Here is a 17189-nt window from a genome sequence, read left to right as displayed (position 1 = left end):
TTTTTAGTCTTCAAATTCAGACTGACGCAGCTCGCGAGCCAGACGGTTCATGATACCGTTGACCAGACGCGCCTCATCTCCATCATAGAAGGACTTCGTCACATCAATGTATTCATTGATAATAACGCGGGCCGGAACGTCTTTTTTACGCAAAAACTCAGCACAACCAACACGAAGGATCGCACGCAAAGTGGTGTCGATACGCTTCAGCGGCCAATCTTCAGAAAGCGCTGTGTGAATGCGAGGGTCAATCCGCAGCTGATCTTCAAACACCGCCTGCACCAGATCACGGAACCATGCCGGATCCGCATCACGGTACTGATCGCCATCCACTTCCTGGCCAAGCCGGTAAGCTTCATACTCATTCAGCACGTCGTTCAATCGCGCACCAGTGATCTCCATCTGATACACAGCCTGAACCGCAGCTAGTCGAGCAACCCCACGCTTATTCGCAGGTTTCACTTCGGCGTTTTTCTTGTTGTTTTCCGTTGTCATCCTAAACCTTACACACCGAACCGGTCGCGCACGTCAATCATAGCAAGACAAGCTTCAGCAGCACCGCCGCCCTTGTTCTTCTTAGAAACGCTTGCGCGCGCCCATGCCTGATCATCATTCTCAACTGTCTGGATACCGTTACCAACTGCAACGTTTGCATCCACAGAAAGATCCATGATCGCACGAGCCGACTCGTTAGAAACGATGTCGTAATGGGTTGTTTCACCGCGAATTACAACACCGAGCAATACAAAACCGTCATAATCTGCGTCGCCATTTTCCATTGCGGTTAACGCCATGGAAAGCGCAGCAGGAATTTCGAGCACACCTGGCACAGCCAGTCGAGAGATTTTCGCTCCTTCACGGTCCAGCACATCTGAAGCACCTTCATAAAGGGCATCAGCCAGATCTTCGTAAAACCGTGCTTCAATAACAAGAATGTGCGGAACGGCGCTCATTTAATTTCTCCTAATGCCAACCTCATATTTTCACTGAGCAATCAGCAAAGATGGGTTAAGGCTACGGGTACGGACAGTACCCACGTATGTGCGCTCAGGAACCACGCCCCAAGCGAAATGTCCAGTTATTTCCTGCGGAAGTTTTCGGCTATAAGGCTATTTTGCGATTTCTGCAAGGCTTGGAAACTCAGCAAGACGCGCAACGTACCGTGCCATCATGTCAACTTCCAAGTTTACCTCATCCCCCTGCGCCCTGTCGGACCATGTGGTCACGTCAAGAGTGTGCGGAATAAGGAAGACAGAAAACGTATTTCCTTCAGCCTCGTTCACCGTCAAAGAGGTGCCATCCAGCCCTACGGATCCCTTCTTCGGGATGAACCGTGCAAACTCAGGTGCACACTCAAATTTCAGATAAACGCTTTCAGGGTGTTCGGTCCGCTCAACAATGGTCGCCTTGCCATCCACATGGCCCAGAACCAGGTGACCACCCAGCTCAGCACCCATGGAAAGGGAACGCTCCAGATTAACCCGCTTGCCCACTTTCCAGTCAGCAACAGTTGTCAGTGCCAGCGTTTCGGCAGCCGATTCAACGGTAAACCAGTTCTGCTCGCCATCACGACCTTTCGCGACAACAGTGTGGCAAACGCCGGAACAGGCAATGGAAGCACCAATATCGATCCCGTCAGGATCGTAAACAGTACCAATTTTCGTCCGCTGACCTGCAGCAATCTGCTCCAGCTCAAGGATTGTTCCAACGTCACTAACGATGCCCGTAAACACCTAGAACCTCTCTTTTGGCGTATACCGCCACAACAGATCTTCGCCCACATGGCGCAGCATCTGCTTGTTATAACCGTCTTGCAAACTCTCCAGCCCTTCAAATCCGAAAGGCTGAATACCATCAGAACCAATCAGGCTGGCTCCCTGGAAAATCAAAAGCTCATCCACCAGATCTTGCTGAAGCAGGCCGTGCGCAAGCTCTGCGCCGCCCTCAACCATAATCTGGGAGAGACCATGCATGTAAAGCGCATCCAGAGCCTTATCAAGACATACCTTGCCATTTCTGAGGCAGTCATTGACGATAACTGTCACACCTTCCCGCTCAAGCGCACTGACGCGATGATCTGGCGCATGTTCACCAATCACGACCCACAGGGAATTGATCTCTGCGTTTTGCACCAGTTTGGAGGAAAGCGGAATGCGGGCCTGACTATCAAACACCACCGGCTGCGGTGAGCGATGCGCCATGCCCGGCAAGCGGACGGAAAGCTCAGGGTCGTCTTCCAAAACCGTGCCGATGCCCACAACAATGGCATCCATCTGCGCTCGCATCGCATGCACAAGCTGACGAGACAACGGGCTGGAAATCGCCACCTGCCCGGCTCCACGCTTGCCAATATAGCCATCTTTCGACACAGCCATTTTGAGCTGAACAAAAGGACGCTCATTAAGAATACGGGAGATATGGCCGCGAACAGCCTGTCGGCACTCCTTTTCCAAAATACCGATAAGGACTTCAACACCGCCCTCTTCAAGGATCTTTTTGCCGCGCCCAGCAACGGCAGGATTAGGATCAGCGGTGCCATAAACAACACGCTTCACGCCAGCAGCCACAAGCGCCCGCGCACACGGACCGGTGCGGCCATAATGAGCACATGGCTCAAGCGTCACATAGGCTGTTGCCCCCTGTGCGTGCTCACCGGCATCTTTGATGGCCAGCACTTCAGCGTGAGAGCCACCGGGAGGCAGAGTTGCACCCTGCCCCACAATCACAGGACCATCACCAAAATCTTTTGTCAGGATTGCTCCAACCGGAGGGTTGGGCCACGTCCGGCCCTTTGCACGAATGCCATAGCTGAGCGCGGCCGCCATAAAGCGTTCGTGCTCAACTCGTTCGTTTGCATCTAATGCTTTGTGACCAGACAAAGCTATCCCCCTGCCAGCACTACAACGTATTCCCTAAAAGAAAAGCCCGATCTTCGAATAAAATACGCAACACAACACTGCAAAAAGCCAGAGATTAAGTCCGTGGCGGCATCATCAGCGGATCAACATCCGCATCGGAAAGCTCATCCAGCAGAGCCTCGAAGTCTTTGGCCTCGCGGAAATTCTTATAAACAGAAGCGAACCGCACATAAGCCACATCGTCAAGGGTTTTCAGCCCTTCCATGACCAAATGACCAATATCTTCCGCAACAACATCACTTTCACCGGAGCTTTCCAGCTGCCGGACAAGACCGCTCACCATACGCTCTATACGCTCAGGCTCAACGGGACGTTTGCGGGTTGCGATCAGAACAGAGCGCATCAGCTTTTCGCGATCAAAAGGAACCCGGCGCCCATTACGCTTGATAACGGTCAGCTCGCGCAGCTGAACACGCTCAAAGGTGGTAAAACGACCACCACAAGTCTGGCAGACCCTGCGCCGACGGATAGCTGTATTATCCTCGGTTGGGCGCGAATCCTTCACCTGGGTGTCATCACCCCCGCAATATGGACAACGCATCTCGCCTGCCTCCTTACTTAAACACTAAAGAACCGCCGAAGGATGTCCGGCGGTTCTTCTCGTTTAAATTAGTTTTTGTAGATTGGGAACCGGGCAGTAAGGGCCAGTACCTTCTCTTTGACCCGTGCTTCCACAGCTTCGTTGTCGTCAACGGAATTTGCTTTGCGCAGACCTTCCAGAACCTCGGTAATCAGCTTACCGATTTCACGGAATTCTTCCTTACCAAACCCGCGGGATGTACCAGCAGGTGTACCAAGGCGGATACCGGAGGTGATCGTCGGTTTCTGAGGATCAAGCGGAACACCGTTCTTGTTACAGGTGATGTTCGCACGGCCCAGAGAAATCTCTGCGTTTTTGCCGGTCAGTTCCATTGGACGCAGGTCAACAAGCATCAGGTGAGTGTCAGTACCGCCAGAAACGATATCCAGACCACCTTCAACCAGTGTCGCAGCCAGAACCTGTGCGTTTTCGACAACGTCTTTCGCGTAGGTTTTGAACTCAGGACGCAACGCTTCACCGAAGGCAACAGCCTTACCAGCGATCACATGCATCAAAGGACCACCCTGCAGACCTGGGAAGATCGCGGAGTTGATCTTCTTCGCAATGTCAGCGTCGTTGGTAACAACCAGACCACCACGAGGACCGCGCAGGGTCTTATGGGTGGTGGATGTTGCAACATGCGCATGCGGGAACGGGCTTGGATGCTGACCACCAGCAACAAGACCAGCAAAGTGAGCCATGTCGACCCAAAGGTAAGCGCCTACTTCGTCAGCGATTGCGCGGAACGCAGCAAAATCGATCTCACGAGAATAAGCAGAACCACCAGCGATGATGATCTTTGGCTGGTGTTCTTTAGCAAGCTCACGCACCTCATCCATGTTGATGTGGCCAGTGTCGGTGTTCAGGCCGTACTGAACAGCGTTGAACCACTTGCCGGACAAGTTCGGGCGTGCGCCGTGTGTCAGGTGACCGCCAGCATCAAGGCTCATGCCGAGCAGGGTGTCGCCTGGTTTCGCCAAGGCAAGCAGAACAGACTGGTTTGCCTGAGAGCCGGAATTCGCCTGCACGTTAGCAAAATCACAGCCGAACAGCTCTTTCACGCGGTCGATTGCAAGACGCTCAACGATATCGACGTATTCACAACCACCGTAGTAACGGCGGCCAGGATAACCCTCGGCATATTTGTTGGTCAGGACGGAACCCTGCGCCTCAAGCACAGCGCGAGATACAATATTTTCCGAAGCGATAAGCTCAATCTCGTTCTGCTGACGAGTAAGTTCTTTATTGATTGCCTCGAGAAGCTCTGGGTCACCAGAAGCCAGGCTACCTGTAAAAAACTCTGGGTAGAGCGGCGTCGTAATTGGATTATCCGATACGGACATAGGTGGACCTCATGACAAGGTTGGAGCAACAAACTGACGAAACGTCCCAATATCGTTTCGCATTCCCATCCCGACAAGTTGTAGCTTCGGGTCCTAGCCCATTAACATATAGGGGGTAACGAACCAAGCGTTGTTCATAGGAATTGCGCAATACTATTGCTGCCATCACCCAAAATTTATGAATTACGCATCTTGAGGTTGCAATTTACGTTCCAGCTTACGAAGCGCCAGCTGTTTCAGATGCGACTCGCTCGCATTACGAGGTCCCACAACGAACACTTCCACACCGCTCTGAGCACAAATTGCAGTCATGCGAACAGCGTTCCCAACCAGTCGCGTTTCAAAATAGACCTGCCCTAACTTCGACATATGGCCCCTCACCTTGCTTCTCAGATTCGTAAGTTGTCTGCCGTTTTAGCAGGTAATACGGCGCAGCACAGGCATGCCCGCTGCCACATCCCCAAAAGAAAAGGGCCGCTCTGCACCAGACAGAGACGGCCCTTCAAACTTGAAACTCTCGGCAAACCTTACTGAGCAGACGCCTGCGCCATAGGATCAGCGCTCGCTGCGTAAAGCCCATCCTTATCGTAGATATCATCACGGAAATGAACCATACCGTCGCTCAGCGCCCAGGCTGTGACATAAGACATATGCAGCGGCACACGGCTCTTCATCTTCACATCTGTACGCTCACCAGAGTTGATGGCGGCATCCACACGGCTGCGTGTCCAGTCTGGTGTTGTTGAGCCTAGCAACCACGTCACCAGCTCACGAACGTTCTGCACACGCACACAGCCGGAAGAATGGAAACGATAACCTTCGCCGAACAAAGACTGCTCTGGCGTGTCATGCAGGTAAACCTGATGCGTGTTGTTGAAGTTGATACGGATGCTGCCCATGGAGTTGCCTTCACCCGGGTCCTGCGTAAAGCGATACTGGGTCGCCTCATCCGTATTCCAGTCAATCTCCTGCCACTGCTTTTCTTTGCCATACCAGTCATAGATATGGATGTTGTTCTTCGCCAGATACTGTGGATCCTTTTGCATTTTCGGAATCAGATCTTTCCGGATAATGCTGACAGGAACAGTCCAGTACGGGTTGAAGTTCACTTCATAGATCGCAGAGCTGAGGATCGGAGACTGCCGATCCTGCTTACCAACAACAGCAGTGTGACGGGAACGAACGCGGCCATTCTCAACAACCTCAATACGAGCCGCCGGAATGTTCACGTTTACATAGGTGTCAGTCACGTTTTCAGCCAAAGCAGAAACACGCTCCAGATTAGTACGCAGCTGCTGCAAGCGCACTTCAACAGGAACATTCATCGCAATCACAGTTGCCCGACCCACAACACCATCCGGTGTCAGGCCATGGCGCAACTGAAAGCGGCGAACAGCTGAATCAACGTAACTGTCAAAAACCTCAGAGACACCCGCCTGCTGCGCCATGTCACCTGAAACAATCAGGCGCTGTCGCAAAGCTGCAATCGCTGGTGCGCGCATACCAATGCGCAAAACTTTCTTAGTGGAAACCTCAGGCCAACCGCCGTTGAGAGCGATACGCTCGTAATCGAGAATCGCATCGATCATGTATTGGGTGGTCTGCTTGGAGATAATCGGCGCAACAAAGTCGATCTGTTCCAGAGATGAAACGCCTTCATCAAAGGTGTCTTCCCATTCCGTGCCCTGACCAACGATAGGCTGAGTAGGAACAACCGACGCTGGCTGACTGACGGCCTGCTGAATGTTGCCGCTGTAGGAAAGCAGGTCTGGAACCTTCACCTGTGCCTGTGCCTGTGCAGACATCATACCTGCAGAAAGGCCCGTACTCACAACGAGAGCCAGAGCAAACTTGCTGCGGTTTAAAAGAGGTGCCAACACGAAATAGTTCTCCTAGCAATCAGTCATTCTGTAAGATTCCATGTAACTTGGTAAACAGAGACTTAACATGGCAAATCTACATGGCATTATCTTAGCAAACTCGCAAGACTTCAGCCAAAAATCGGGGAGGAACATCTGTTGGTGAATTAAAGAAAGTGATCGTTCCCCTGAACAAATCAGAGTTGACAGTTTCTAAATTTCCAAAGCCAACAGCACTTTTTCAGCCCGAAAAGTGAGCGCGTGTATTCCCCACTCAATGTGACCGTTTAATGGCTAATTACCCTAAGTGGGAAAAAGGTGGTCACGCAGCGAGTGTTGGTTTGCACCTAGTGCAAGAAAGCAACAATCAGCCCAACTTACTCACAGAGGCCTTATCCGGAGCTGATCCGCCATCCACACACCCCCGGCAAACGCAGCACCCCAAACCACCCTCCTGAAAACGCAAAAACACCGCTTCCGGTGCAAGGAAGCGGTGTTTTTTCGAAAGCCCTGATATCGCCGAAAATTACAGACGATAAAGGATTTGATCTGTCCAGAAGCGTTCCAGACGACGCAGGGACCGGTTCAGCTCTTCAAAGTTCTCGGTTGAGAGCTCACCAACCTGCTCAACAGAAAGAATATGACGACTGTATAGGTCATCAACAATCTGAGCAATCTCGCGTCCTTTTTCCGTCAGGCTCACACGCACAGAGCGGCGATCCATCTGGGAACGTTCGTGATTGATGTATCCGGTTTCAACGAGTTTCTTCAGATTATAAGAAACGTTGGAACCAAGATAATAACCGCGAGTACGAAGCTCGCCTGCAGTCAGCTCGGCGTCGCCGATGTTGAAGAGAAGCAGCGCCTGAACGCTGTTCACATCAGAACGACCCATCCGGTCAAACTCATCTTTAATGACGTCAAGAAGACGACGATGCAAACGCTCGATGAGCGTCAGTGCCTCGAGGTATGCAGGCTTCAGCCCTACCGTTTCTTCTTCTTGCGCCAAGACCTCAACGGCCCTGTTTGTATTGATCATCTGGTTGCGCCTCATGTCCATATTTTTCGTGCGTTCGTATTTTTATCAGCACTTGAAGCAAATTTACGCGACCGCTTCTAAGAACCGCTTAAGAGACACGATGAATTATTTCTTAATCACTAGCAAGCGTGTAGACCTTTCCGTTAACCCTCTGTTTACCCTGACTTCCGAAGCAAGTGGATGATGCCGGAGAAGTCGACGTTTTCCCCGCCATTGTTACAGTATTCCTCATAAAGCCGAGCCGCCTTCTCACCCATTGGTGTGTTAGCTCCGCTCGAATCTGCTGCCTCTTCCGCCAGTAGCAAGTCTTTCAGCATCATTGGCGCTGCAAAGCCGGGCTTATATTCATTGTTGGCTGGCGACGTCGGAACCGGTCCGGGAATCGGGCAGTAGGAGGTCAAAGACCAACACTGACCGGAGGACTTGGAGGAGATGTCGTAAAGCTTCTGTGGGTCCAGACCCAACTTCTCAGCCAAAACAAACGCCTCGCAGGTACCAATCATCGAAATACCAAGCAACATGTTGTTACAGATCTTTGCTGCCTGCCCAGCGCCAGCATCACCGGCATGAACAATCGAGGCTCCCATAATATCCAGGAGCGGCTTAGCCCGTTCAAATGCAGAATCAGGCCCACCAACCATAAAGGTCAATGTGCCGTTCGCAGCACCCACAATACCACCGGAAACCGGAGCATCGACCATACCCATGCCAGCTTCGCTTGCTGCTTTTGCAACATCGCGGCTGCTGTCCACATCAATAGTCGAGCTATCGATAAACAGCGTGCCCTTTGGTGCATGCGCAAGAATTCCATCTTCGCCCGTATACACGGCACGAACATGCTTCCCTGCTGGCAGCATGGTAACAACAGCCTGAACGTCGCGAACCGCTTCAACTGCTGACGAAGCAACTTGCCCACCTACAGCCTGAAACGCAGCACGCGCCTCTTCAGAAAGATCTACACCGACGACTTCATGTCCGGCTTTGACAAGATTTGCAGCCATAGGGCCGCCCATATTGCCAAGACCAATAAAAGCAACGCGAAGAACAGTTTCTCCCATTGCATCCTCCCGAAAATCGCCGTCCGTCAGGATTTTGAACATTTAGAACTTGCCCCAAGCTGAACACCTAGGGTTCGCTCAGATCAATTTGACGTGAACGGCAGTTTGTAAAACAGTAAATTTCAATGAGTTACAGACCAAACTGAACTTTGGTCGATCAGGCCCGCTCCTCTCGCTCTGCAAGGTAAAGCAGAACGAGATAAAGGGCGATTGCACTGATGTAGAATACGACCTCAGTCGGGCTACGACCAAAGACCATGGGAAACACGGAATACATCACCACCTGAGCCAGCGAGCGGAACAACCACATCACTGTTCCCCAGCTGGAAAGCAGCCACAGACCGATGGCAGTCACCAGATCGAGAATAGCGAAAAAGATAATGGTAGACTGCACTTGTACGCCGACACTCTCAAACGGAGCACCATCGATCAGGCGCACACCAAGTATAGCGCCCCAGTAGCTCAGGCCTGCAAAAAGCATGAAGACGGCAAGCAGCCTGACATACGCATGCAGCAAAAACTGAAAGGAGGGAACCCTCTTCATCAGCTCTACAAAAACGCCAGGCATACCTTAAGCTCCACCTTACACATCTGCCCCATTCGCAGACAATAAACCCCTTGCCCCGTTAAAATACGAGGTCACCCCCCTTCGGTGACATAAAATGGGCCTCAACATCAACTGTTTTTATTTCAGCAAGGCTTGAATGCTGCCATTTAGGTGCATGATCCTTATCGATAATCACAGCTCGTACACCCTCATAGAAATCCTTGCCCAGCAGAATCTGTGAAACAATCCGATGCTCCATGACCATACACTCAGCCATGGAAAGCCCCACTCCACGCCGCACCTGTTGAAAAGCAACTTCCATGCTGAGCGGTGAACGCTTGCCAATCGTTTCCAGAGCAGCAACCGCAAAATCATCATGCTCAGAGCCCAACAGCTTGCGCAGACGGTCCACAACTTCCAGCGTGCTTTCAGCGCCAAAACATTCATCCACCACATCCGCTTTGGCATGCAGCGGCGCAGGACCCGGATCAAACGCATAGCGCGCCAGCACAGGCTCTACGTCCTGCGCCTCACACAGCGCCTCTTCCAGCGCTGCCATATCCTCAGATTTCACTGCATGGGTCAGGATGCCTGTCCAGTAACAATCCGCCTGCCTCAAACGCTCCCCGGTCATCGCGCAGTACATGCCCGTGTTCTGGGGCATCTTCGGCAGGAAATGACTACCGCCCACATCCGGGAAAAAGCCAATCGCCGTCTCAGGCATGGCAAACATTGTCTTCTCACTGCCCACACGATACGCACCGTGAACCGAGATGCCGACACCACCACCCATCACAATGCCATCGAGCAGTGCGATCAAAGGCTTAGCGTAACTTTCCATGTAGGTGTTGAGACGATACTCATCTGCAAAGAACGGCAGGCTCACATCAATTTTCTCAGGACCGTTTTCGGCAACCTGACGAATATCCCCACCCGCGCAGAAGGCTTTTTCACTGTTACTCTTGATGACAACATGATGAACTGCATCATCAATCAACCAGCGCTCCAGCTGCCGGTGCATAGCAACGCACATCTCATGTGTCAGCGCATTCAGCGCCTTGGAGCGATTGAGAATGATAAGACCGGCATGGCCCTTCTCTTCAAAGAGAACATCAGTAGTTTCGGACAAGACTTCCCCCGCATATTCCTGTTGCACAGCGTACCTATTCATTTTGCTAAAATTATCTGGCGTATTTCCGAAAGCAGGACATTGGCTTTCGGGTAAAGATACGCAACACAAAAGCTAAAGCAGCTCACTCAGCCCATCCTAAGAAGAACCGCTTCAGCAACTCAAGCTTTCATCAGTTCACGCGCCACGATGACGCGCATGATCTCGTTGGTCCCTTCCAGAATCTGGTGCACCCGCAAGTCGCGCAAATGACGCTCCAACGGATAATCCTTCAGATAACCGTAACCACCATGGATCTGCAGCGCTTCATTGACCACCTTGAAGCCCGTATCCGTTGCAAGGCGCTTCGCCATCGCTGCCATCTTGGTCGCTTGAGGATCTTTCCGATCCAGCAGAGCCGCCGCTTTGTGCAACAACAAACGCGCCGCTTCCAGCTCAGTCGCCATATCCGCAACCTTGAACTGCAGCGCCTGAAACTGAGCCAGCGAACGCCCAAACTGCTTACGCTCATCCATGTATTGCAAAGCCCGGTCCAGACAGAACTGCGCCCCACCAAGCGAGCAGGCACCAATATTCAGACGCCCCCCATCAAGCCCGGCCATGGCGATAGAAAATCCCTGCCCTTCTTCGCCAACCAGGTTCTCAACTGGCACACGACAATCTTCAAAGATCACCTGCGCCGTCGGCTGGCTGCACCATCCAAGCTTATGCTCATTGGCCCCAAAGGACAGACCCGGCGCATCCTTCTCAACAACGATGCACGATATCCCCTTCGGCCCATCCTCCCCCGTGCGCACCATACACACGTAGACATCAGAAACACCGCCGCCAGAGATGAAGGATTTTGAGCCGTTGATCACATAATGATCACCATCCCGCACAGCCTTTGTGCGCAGTGACGCAGCATCAGACCCGGCCCCCGGCTCAGTCAGGCAATAACTCGCCACTTTCTCCATGCTGCAAAGATCAGGGAGAAATCTCTGCCGAACCTCATCAGATCCAAACCGGTCCACCATACCAGCAGCCATATTATGGATAGACAAAAACGCAGAGGTGGAAACACATCCTTTGGAGAGCTCTTCAAAGATCAGCGCCCCATCAAGACGCCCCAACTGCGAGCCACCCACATCTTCACGCACATATAGCCCGCCCAGACCCAGCGCAGCAGCTTTGCGAAGCACATCCAGCGGGAAATGAGATTTTGCATCCCACTCTGCTGCAAAAGGCGCCATCTCCTCCTCCGCAAATCCGGCTGCCATATCCACGAAGGCACGTTGATCTTCGTTCAGTTCAAATTCCATGGAATCCGTCCTCCCGGCAAGCAGCCTCCCACAACCACCAGCCCCAATATTAATGTAATTGCGTCAATCGGTAGACCCGCACCAAAACTGCGTCAATTCTCGGAAAGACCAAGATAAGACCAATTGCTCAGTCAAAACAGCGCCTCGTACACAGCAACGTTCTAAAAACGCAAAACGCTCAAACCAACGCAACAAATCGCGCAACGCTGCAATCCGTAAGTGATTCCCCACTTACTCCCCTCATGCGTCCAATCAACTAAGAGGATAAGTCTGTCGTCCACCGTTTAATTGCCCAGAAAGCGAAATCCTTCCTGCGATTCTAAAGAACCTCTGGAACACAAAAAGAATTTGAGTTTTATCAAGCAAACACACCGTGCTATCTGACATCAAATGCCCTAGTAGTTTTGAGTAAGCCGCCGCTCTCAGAGCTAAAGACGCCACACAACCAGTCATTCAGGTGAGTTACCATGCCGTTTGCCAATGAATCGCATTCTTCCATAGACATGAACCAGATTTTGAACGGCCGCCGAATGCGTCGCAATCGTCACAGCGATTGGTCCCGTCGTCTGATCCGCGAAAACACAATCACCACGGACGACCTGATCTGGCCAATCTTCCTGATTGATGGCGAAAAGAAAACCGAACCAGTCACGTCCATGCCAGGCGTTGAGCGCTATTCTGTCGATATGGCAGTGCGCGCCGCTGAGCAGGCCGCAGAACTTGGCATTCCGGTTATGGCACTGTTTCCAAACACTGACCCTGACTTGCGCGATGAAATGGGCACCGAAGCGCTGAACGACAGCAACCTGACCTGCCGCGCACTGCAAGCCATCAAGGCAGAAGGCTTCCCCGTAGGCCTGATGACAGACGTTGCGCTGGATCCTTACACCTCTCACGGCCACGACGGCCTGATGGCAGGCGACAAGATCATCAATGACGAAACCGTAGATCAGCTGTGTCGTCAGGCGCTTATTCAAGCAGAAGCTGGCTCCGACATCATCGCCCCTTCTGACATGATGGATGGCCGCATCGGTGCAATCCGCTATGCACTGGACAACAACAACTTCGAAAACCTGCAGATCATGGCTTACTCTGCAAAGTACGCCTCTGCCTTCTATGGTCCGTTCCGCGACGCTGTTGGCTCCAACTCTAACCTGAAGGGTGACAAACGCACCTACCAGATGGACCCGGCCAACACAGATGAAGCGCTGAAAGAAGCTGAGCTGGATCTGGATGAAGGTGCAGACATGATCATGGTGAAGCCGGGAATGCCTTACCTTGATATTCTCCGCCGCATCAAAGACGCCTTCCTTGCACCAACCTACGCCTATCAGGTCTCCGGCGAATACTCCATGATCTGCGCGGCAGCGCAAAACGGCTGGATGGACAAGGACAAGGCCATGCTGGAAAGCCTGATGGCATTTAAGCGTGCCGGTGCAGATGGTGTCTTAACCTACTTTGCACCTGAACTTGCGAAAAAGCTAAACGGCAAATAAAGCCCGTAAAACAAGACACCTGCGAGAACAAAACATGCCAAAGGTGGCCTCACCTCTTCTCACCCTTTCAAAGATTGAAGAGGCTGCAAACAACATCAAGGGCGCGGTGATATCAACACCGCTCCTGCCCGCAGCTCAACTGGATGCCATCACTGGCGCCACTGTTTTCGTCAAATATGAAAACATGCAGGCCACCAACGCTTTCAAAGAGCGCGGCGCCCTGAACAAGCTGCTGCACCTGACAGAAGAAGAAAAGAGCCGCGGCGTGATTGCCATGTCCGCCGGCAACCACGCGCAAGCTGTGGCTCTTCATGCACAGCGTCTTGGCATCCCTGCACTCATCGTCATGCCCAACGGCACGCCTTATGTGAAAGTTGAAGCAACCAAAGCCTATGGCGCAAAAGTCGTCCTCGCCGGTGAAACTGTCGACGACGCCAAGAAAGAAGCCGACCGCCTTTCTGAAGAACACGGCTATATCTGGGTGCACCCGTTTGATGATCTGGAAGTCATCGCAGGACAAGGCACAATCGCTCTTGAGATGCTGAAGGACCAGCCAGATCTGAACACACTGATCGTACCAGTTGGCGGCGGCGGCATGATCTCTGGCATCGCAGTTGCAGCCAAAGCGATCAAGCCGGATATCGAGATCATCGGCGTGGAGAGTGAGCTCTACCCGTCCATGTATGCCGCTCTGCGCAACCAGCCAATGGAATGTGGCGGCAATTCTCTGGCAGAAGGCATCGCGGTTAAAGTACCCGGCACGTATACCCAACAACTGGCTAAGCAATATGTCGATGACATTCTACTTGTCAGCGAAAGCCAGATCGAGGAAGCCATCAATATATTCCTCACCCGCCTGAAAACTGTGGCTGAAGGTGCTGGTGCTGCTGGCCTTGCCGCCATGTGCGCCCACCCAGAGCGATTTAAAGGCAAAAAAGTTGGACTTGTCCTCTGCGGAGGCAACATCAATCCACGTCTGCTGGCATCCATCGCCCTGCGCCAGCTGGTGCGTCTTGGCAACATTATACATATCCGCTGTAACATCCCGGATCGCCCAGGCATCCTTGGCGAAATCTCGACAACGATCGGTCAGTTGGGCGGCAACATTCTGGAAGTGTCACATCATCGCCTCTTCCTCGACGTTTCCGTAAAAGGCGCAACGCTGGACGTGGCCATTGAGACCCGCGACAACCAGCATGCGAAGGAAATTATCGCCGCACTGGAAGCCGGAGATATCCACGTCTCCCACCTATCTTCCGGCGAGATGCGATTCTAGGGATATCCCCACTCGCTAACTGCAATTGAAATCAGCATCTGCGCCGAACATCGCGTTCGCGCAGACGCTCGCATGACAAGCCGCGCAAAATTATCCTCTCTTTGCCGGATTCTACAAAAATAGTTTGCTACCCCCGCTTGAAACTTGAAAATAGCACACCCAATTCTACTGAGAGACGCTGGGGAATGCCCCGGCACAGTTGAACCTGACAGAGGCAGAAATGAGCCAACAAGTGAGCGCGCACCCGAACATCTATTATGATCCCTATCTTAATCCGCAGCTGTTTGACGGCGTGCGGAAAAAGCGGATCTTTGCGTGCGTCATCGATATTATCGCGATCACCGTTCTCTCTGCCATCGCTTACTTCGTCGTCGGCTTTCTCGGCATCCTGACACTCGGTCTTGCATGGCTGTTATTTCCTGCAATCTGGCCACTTGTTGCCCTTGCCTACACTGCGTTTTCACTGGGCGGGTTTAACTCGGCAACACCGGGCATGCGTGCGTTTGGCTTGGAAATGCGCCTCAGCAATGGTGGCCGTCCGTATCCGCTCTATGCAGCAATCCACGTCCTGCTCTTTTATTTCTCAGTAACAATACTCAGCCCTTTTGTCCTCATAGTCTCATTGTTTAGTGACCAAAAGCGCCTGCTCCATGATATCGTGCTTGGTGCCGTTATTATGAATTCCCCGGTGGATAGTCTGCATCGATAACAAACCAATGATGCAACGTGCAGTGACGAACCTGCCAGGACCCTCTAATAACGTGTGAAAGTGTAGCACGAGCGGGGACGCGCATGGAGAACCTGAACATACCGATGATCCTGACCTTTGTGATCATCGGATTCACGATCGTCCTGTATGCGCTGGAACGCGTTGCGATCGAGATCGTAGCACTGGGCTCCATTGTAGCCCTCATGCTGCTGTTCATGGCTTTCCCGCAAACATTAAATGGAACGCCAATCAGGCCGGAGGATTTTCTCTCCGGCTTTTCCAATCAGGCCCTGATCACGGTGATCTGTTTGCTGATTGTCGGCCAAGGTCTCTTCCAGACAGACGCGCTCGACAAGCCAGCTCAGGCAATTTTGCGCATATCAAAACAGCGCCGCTGGCTGGCAACTGGCCCTTTACTGATTACTGTCGGCATTGTCAGCGCATTTTTGAACAACACACCCGTTGTTGTCATCACGCTGCCAATTCTGACCACAGTCGCCGCTGCACATAACACCTCTTCCTCCCGTTTCCTTATGCCTCTCTCGTTCATTACGATCCTGGGCGGCATGACAACGATGATCGGCTCCTCCACCAACCTGCTCGTGGCCAACGTTGCCAACGCAACCGGCGAAGTCCGCATCAACTTCTTCACCTTCACCGCATTCGGCTCCATTCTGGCTGCCGTCGGTGCCGTTTATGTTCTGGTGATTTTGCCGCGCCTGCTCAAACCTCGCCAAACCATGGCAGAGGAGTTCACCGGCAAGGATGGACGCCAGTTTATCGCGCAAATTCCAATCGTTTACGGCCATCCTTTGGTGGGCGAAAAGGCTGTCGCTGGCATGTTCCCAGCGCTTAAGGAAATGACGGTTCGCCTGATCCAGCGCGGTGAACGCCCGCTCCTGCCTCCCTTTGAAGACGTTCAGCTGCAGCCGGGTGATACAGTAATCGTTGCCGCCACCCGCGACACCCTCACCCGCGCCATCAGCCAACGCCACCCCCTCCTGCCGGCAGATGCAAACGAGAGCCCAACCAGTGAAGCAGAACACGCTTCTCCGTCTGGCACACTCACTCTTGCAGAAGCAGTCATTGCCCCCGGTTCTCGCCTGATTGGCCGCACGCTCTCCATGACAAGTTTCCACGCCGACACGGGCTGTGTTGTCACCGGATTGCAGCGCCGCAGTCGCATGCCACGTATGCCGATGACCGATATCCGTATGGAATCCGGAGATGTTTTGCTGATTGCTGGCAACCGCGAAGAAATCAACCGTCTGCGCGGAAATCGCGATGTTCTGCTCATGGACTGGTCCGCAACCGAATTGCCACAACGACAATATGCCCGCCGTGCACTGGCAATCTTCGTCGCCATGATCACAGTTGCGGTGTCCGGTGTTGTGCCAATTATGGTGGCATCAATCGCAGCAACCCTTGCCATGATCATGTGCGGCTGCCTCAACATCCGCCAGACATTGCGTACAATCGACAGCCGAATATTCATGCTGATCGGCGCCTCCATAGCCGCCTCGCTCGCTTTGGAAGCAACTGGTGGCGACAATGCCATTGCACAGACATTGCTCAACATTGCCGATGGCAGATCTCCGGCCTTCGTCCTCTCACTTCTCTTTGCCGTTGTAGCTGTTTTAACCAACTTACTCAGCAACAACGCAACAGCGGTGCTCTTTACACCCATTGCAATCGAGATGGCACACAGGACAGGCGTGCCCGTAGAACCCTTTATCGTCTGCCTGATTTTTGCAGCAAACTGTTCATTTGCAACACCAATCGGCTATCAGACAAACCTCATCGTAATGGGTCCGGGACACTATCGTTTCTCAGATTTTCTCTTCGCCGGCACACCTCTCGCCATAATCATATGGTTGACCTTCTCAATTGTCGCTCCTTACTATTATAATCTGTAAGGCGAAAAGAGGATAAAT

Annotated in this window: 17 protein-coding genes; 4 read left to right on the top strand and 13 right to left on the bottom strand. The window is 52.5% G+C overall.

Annotation, left to right across the window (positions count from 1 at the left end; genetic code table 11):
- Positions 1-3: 3 nt before the first annotated feature.
- The 13 genes from nusB to BM231_RS15740 all read right to left on the bottom strand — a co-directional run bounded on the left by nusB (position 4) and on the right by BM231_RS15740 (position 11774).
- A complete protein-coding gene (nusB, locus tag BM231_RS15800) occupies positions 4-495 on the bottom strand; it encodes a transcription antitermination factor NusB (RefSeq protein ID WP_057464298.1) in 492 nt (163 codons plus the stop codon).
- Between the two features lie 8 nt (positions 496-503).
- Positions 504-953 carry a 6,7-dimethyl-8-ribityllumazine synthase gene (ribH, locus tag BM231_RS15795; RefSeq protein WP_057464297.1) on the bottom strand — a complete coding sequence of 150 codons (450 nt, stop codon included), beginning with the start codon at positions 951-953 and terminating at the stop codon, positions 504-506.
- 156 nt (positions 954-1109) lie between these two features.
- Positions 1110-1733, bottom strand: coding sequence for a riboflavin synthase (locus tag BM231_RS15790; protein WP_093520852.1), 624 nt, complete (start codon positions 1731-1733; stop codon positions 1110-1112).
- On the bottom strand, positions 1734-2879 hold the full coding sequence (ribD, locus tag BM231_RS15785) for a bifunctional diaminohydroxyphosphoribosylaminopyrimidine deaminase/5-amino-6-(5-phosphoribosylamino)uracil reductase RibD (RefSeq protein WP_093520850.1): 1146 nt from the start codon (positions 2877-2879) through the stop codon (positions 1734-1736). It lies immediately after the preceding gene.
- Positions 2880-2973: 94 nt separating this feature from the next.
- Positions 2974-3459, bottom strand: coding sequence for a transcriptional regulator NrdR (gene nrdR / locus BM231_RS15780; protein ID WP_057464295.1), 486 nt, complete (start codon positions 3457-3459; stop codon positions 2974-2976).
- A 68-nt stretch (positions 3460-3527) separates the two neighbouring features.
- On the bottom strand, positions 3528-4841 hold the full coding sequence (gene glyA / locus BM231_RS15775; RefSeq protein WP_063297549.1) for a serine hydroxymethyltransferase: 1314 nt from the start codon (positions 4839-4841) through the stop codon (positions 3528-3530).
- A gap of 183 nt (positions 4842-5024) precedes the next feature.
- A complete protein-coding gene (locus BM231_RS15770; protein WP_063307729.1) occupies positions 5025-5210 on the bottom strand; it encodes a DUF6898 family protein in 186 nt (61 codons plus the stop codon).
- A 158-nt stretch (positions 5211-5368) separates the two neighbouring features.
- Entirely contained in the window at positions 5369-6721 is a 1353-nt protein-coding gene (locus BM231_RS15765) for a L,D-transpeptidase family protein (RefSeq protein ID WP_093520848.1), read from the bottom strand.
- A gap of 505 nt (positions 6722-7226) precedes the next feature.
- Entirely contained in the window at positions 7227-7739 is a 513-nt protein-coding gene (ldtR, locus tag BM231_RS15760) for a transcriptional regulator LdtR (RefSeq protein ID WP_057464291.1), read from the bottom strand.
- Positions 7740-7894: 155 nt separating this feature from the next.
- Positions 7895-8839: a 3-hydroxyisobutyrate dehydrogenase gene (gene mmsB, locus BM231_RS15755; RefSeq protein WP_244527184.1), complete on the bottom strand. Its 945-nt coding sequence runs from the start codon at positions 8837-8839 to the stop codon at positions 7895-7897.
- A gap of 115 nt (positions 8840-8954) precedes the next feature.
- Positions 8955-9365: a DUF6163 family protein gene (locus BM231_RS15750; RefSeq protein ID WP_057464290.1), complete on the bottom strand. Its 411-nt coding sequence runs from the start codon at positions 9363-9365 to the stop codon at positions 8955-8957.
- A 58-nt stretch (positions 9366-9423) separates the two neighbouring features.
- Complete coding sequence (locus tag BM231_RS15745; RefSeq protein ID WP_244527183.1) at positions 9424-10473, bottom strand: enoyl-CoA hydratase/isomerase family protein; 1050 nt, start codon at positions 10471-10473, stop codon at positions 9424-9426.
- Positions 10474-10634: 161 nt separating this feature from the next.
- The gene (locus BM231_RS15740) at positions 10635-11774 is read right to left on the bottom strand and encodes an isobutyryl-CoA dehydrogenase (RefSeq protein WP_093520844.1); all 1140 of its coding nucleotides are present in this window, start codon (positions 11772-11774) and stop codon (positions 10635-10637) included.
- Positions 11775-12241: 467 nt separating this feature from the next.
- Between BM231_RS15740 and hemB the strand changes: the two genes are divergently transcribed.
- From hemB to BM231_RS15720, 4 genes are all read left to right on the top strand, one after another.
- A complete protein-coding gene (gene hemB, locus BM231_RS15735; RefSeq protein WP_093520842.1) occupies positions 12242-13270 on the top strand; it encodes a porphobilinogen synthase in 1029 nt (342 codons plus the stop codon).
- Positions 13271-13304: 34 nt separating this feature from the next.
- A complete protein-coding gene (locus tag BM231_RS15730) occupies positions 13305-14546 on the top strand; it encodes a threonine ammonia-lyase (protein ID WP_093520840.1) in 1242 nt (413 codons plus the stop codon).
- A 220-nt stretch (positions 14547-14766) separates the two neighbouring features.
- Positions 14767-15255 carry an RDD family protein gene (locus BM231_RS15725; protein WP_208860420.1) on the top strand — a complete coding sequence of 163 codons (489 nt, stop codon included), beginning with the start codon at positions 14767-14769 and terminating at the stop codon, positions 15253-15255.
- An 83-nt stretch (positions 15256-15338) separates the two neighbouring features.
- On the top strand, positions 15339-17171 hold the full coding sequence (locus tag BM231_RS15720; RefSeq protein ID WP_093520836.1) for an SLC13 family permease: 1833 nt from the start codon (positions 15339-15341) through the stop codon (positions 17169-17171).
- Positions 17172-17189 lie beyond the last annotated feature (18 nt).

This window comes from Pseudovibrio ascidiaceicola (assembly GCF_900114245.1).
Classification (GTDB): Bacteria; Pseudomonadota; Alphaproteobacteria; order Rhizobiales; family Stappiaceae; genus Pseudovibrio; species Pseudovibrio ascidiaceicola.
The sequence above is the reverse complement of the archived record's forward strand: the minus strand, read 5'-3'. Positions and strand labels throughout refer to the sequence as shown.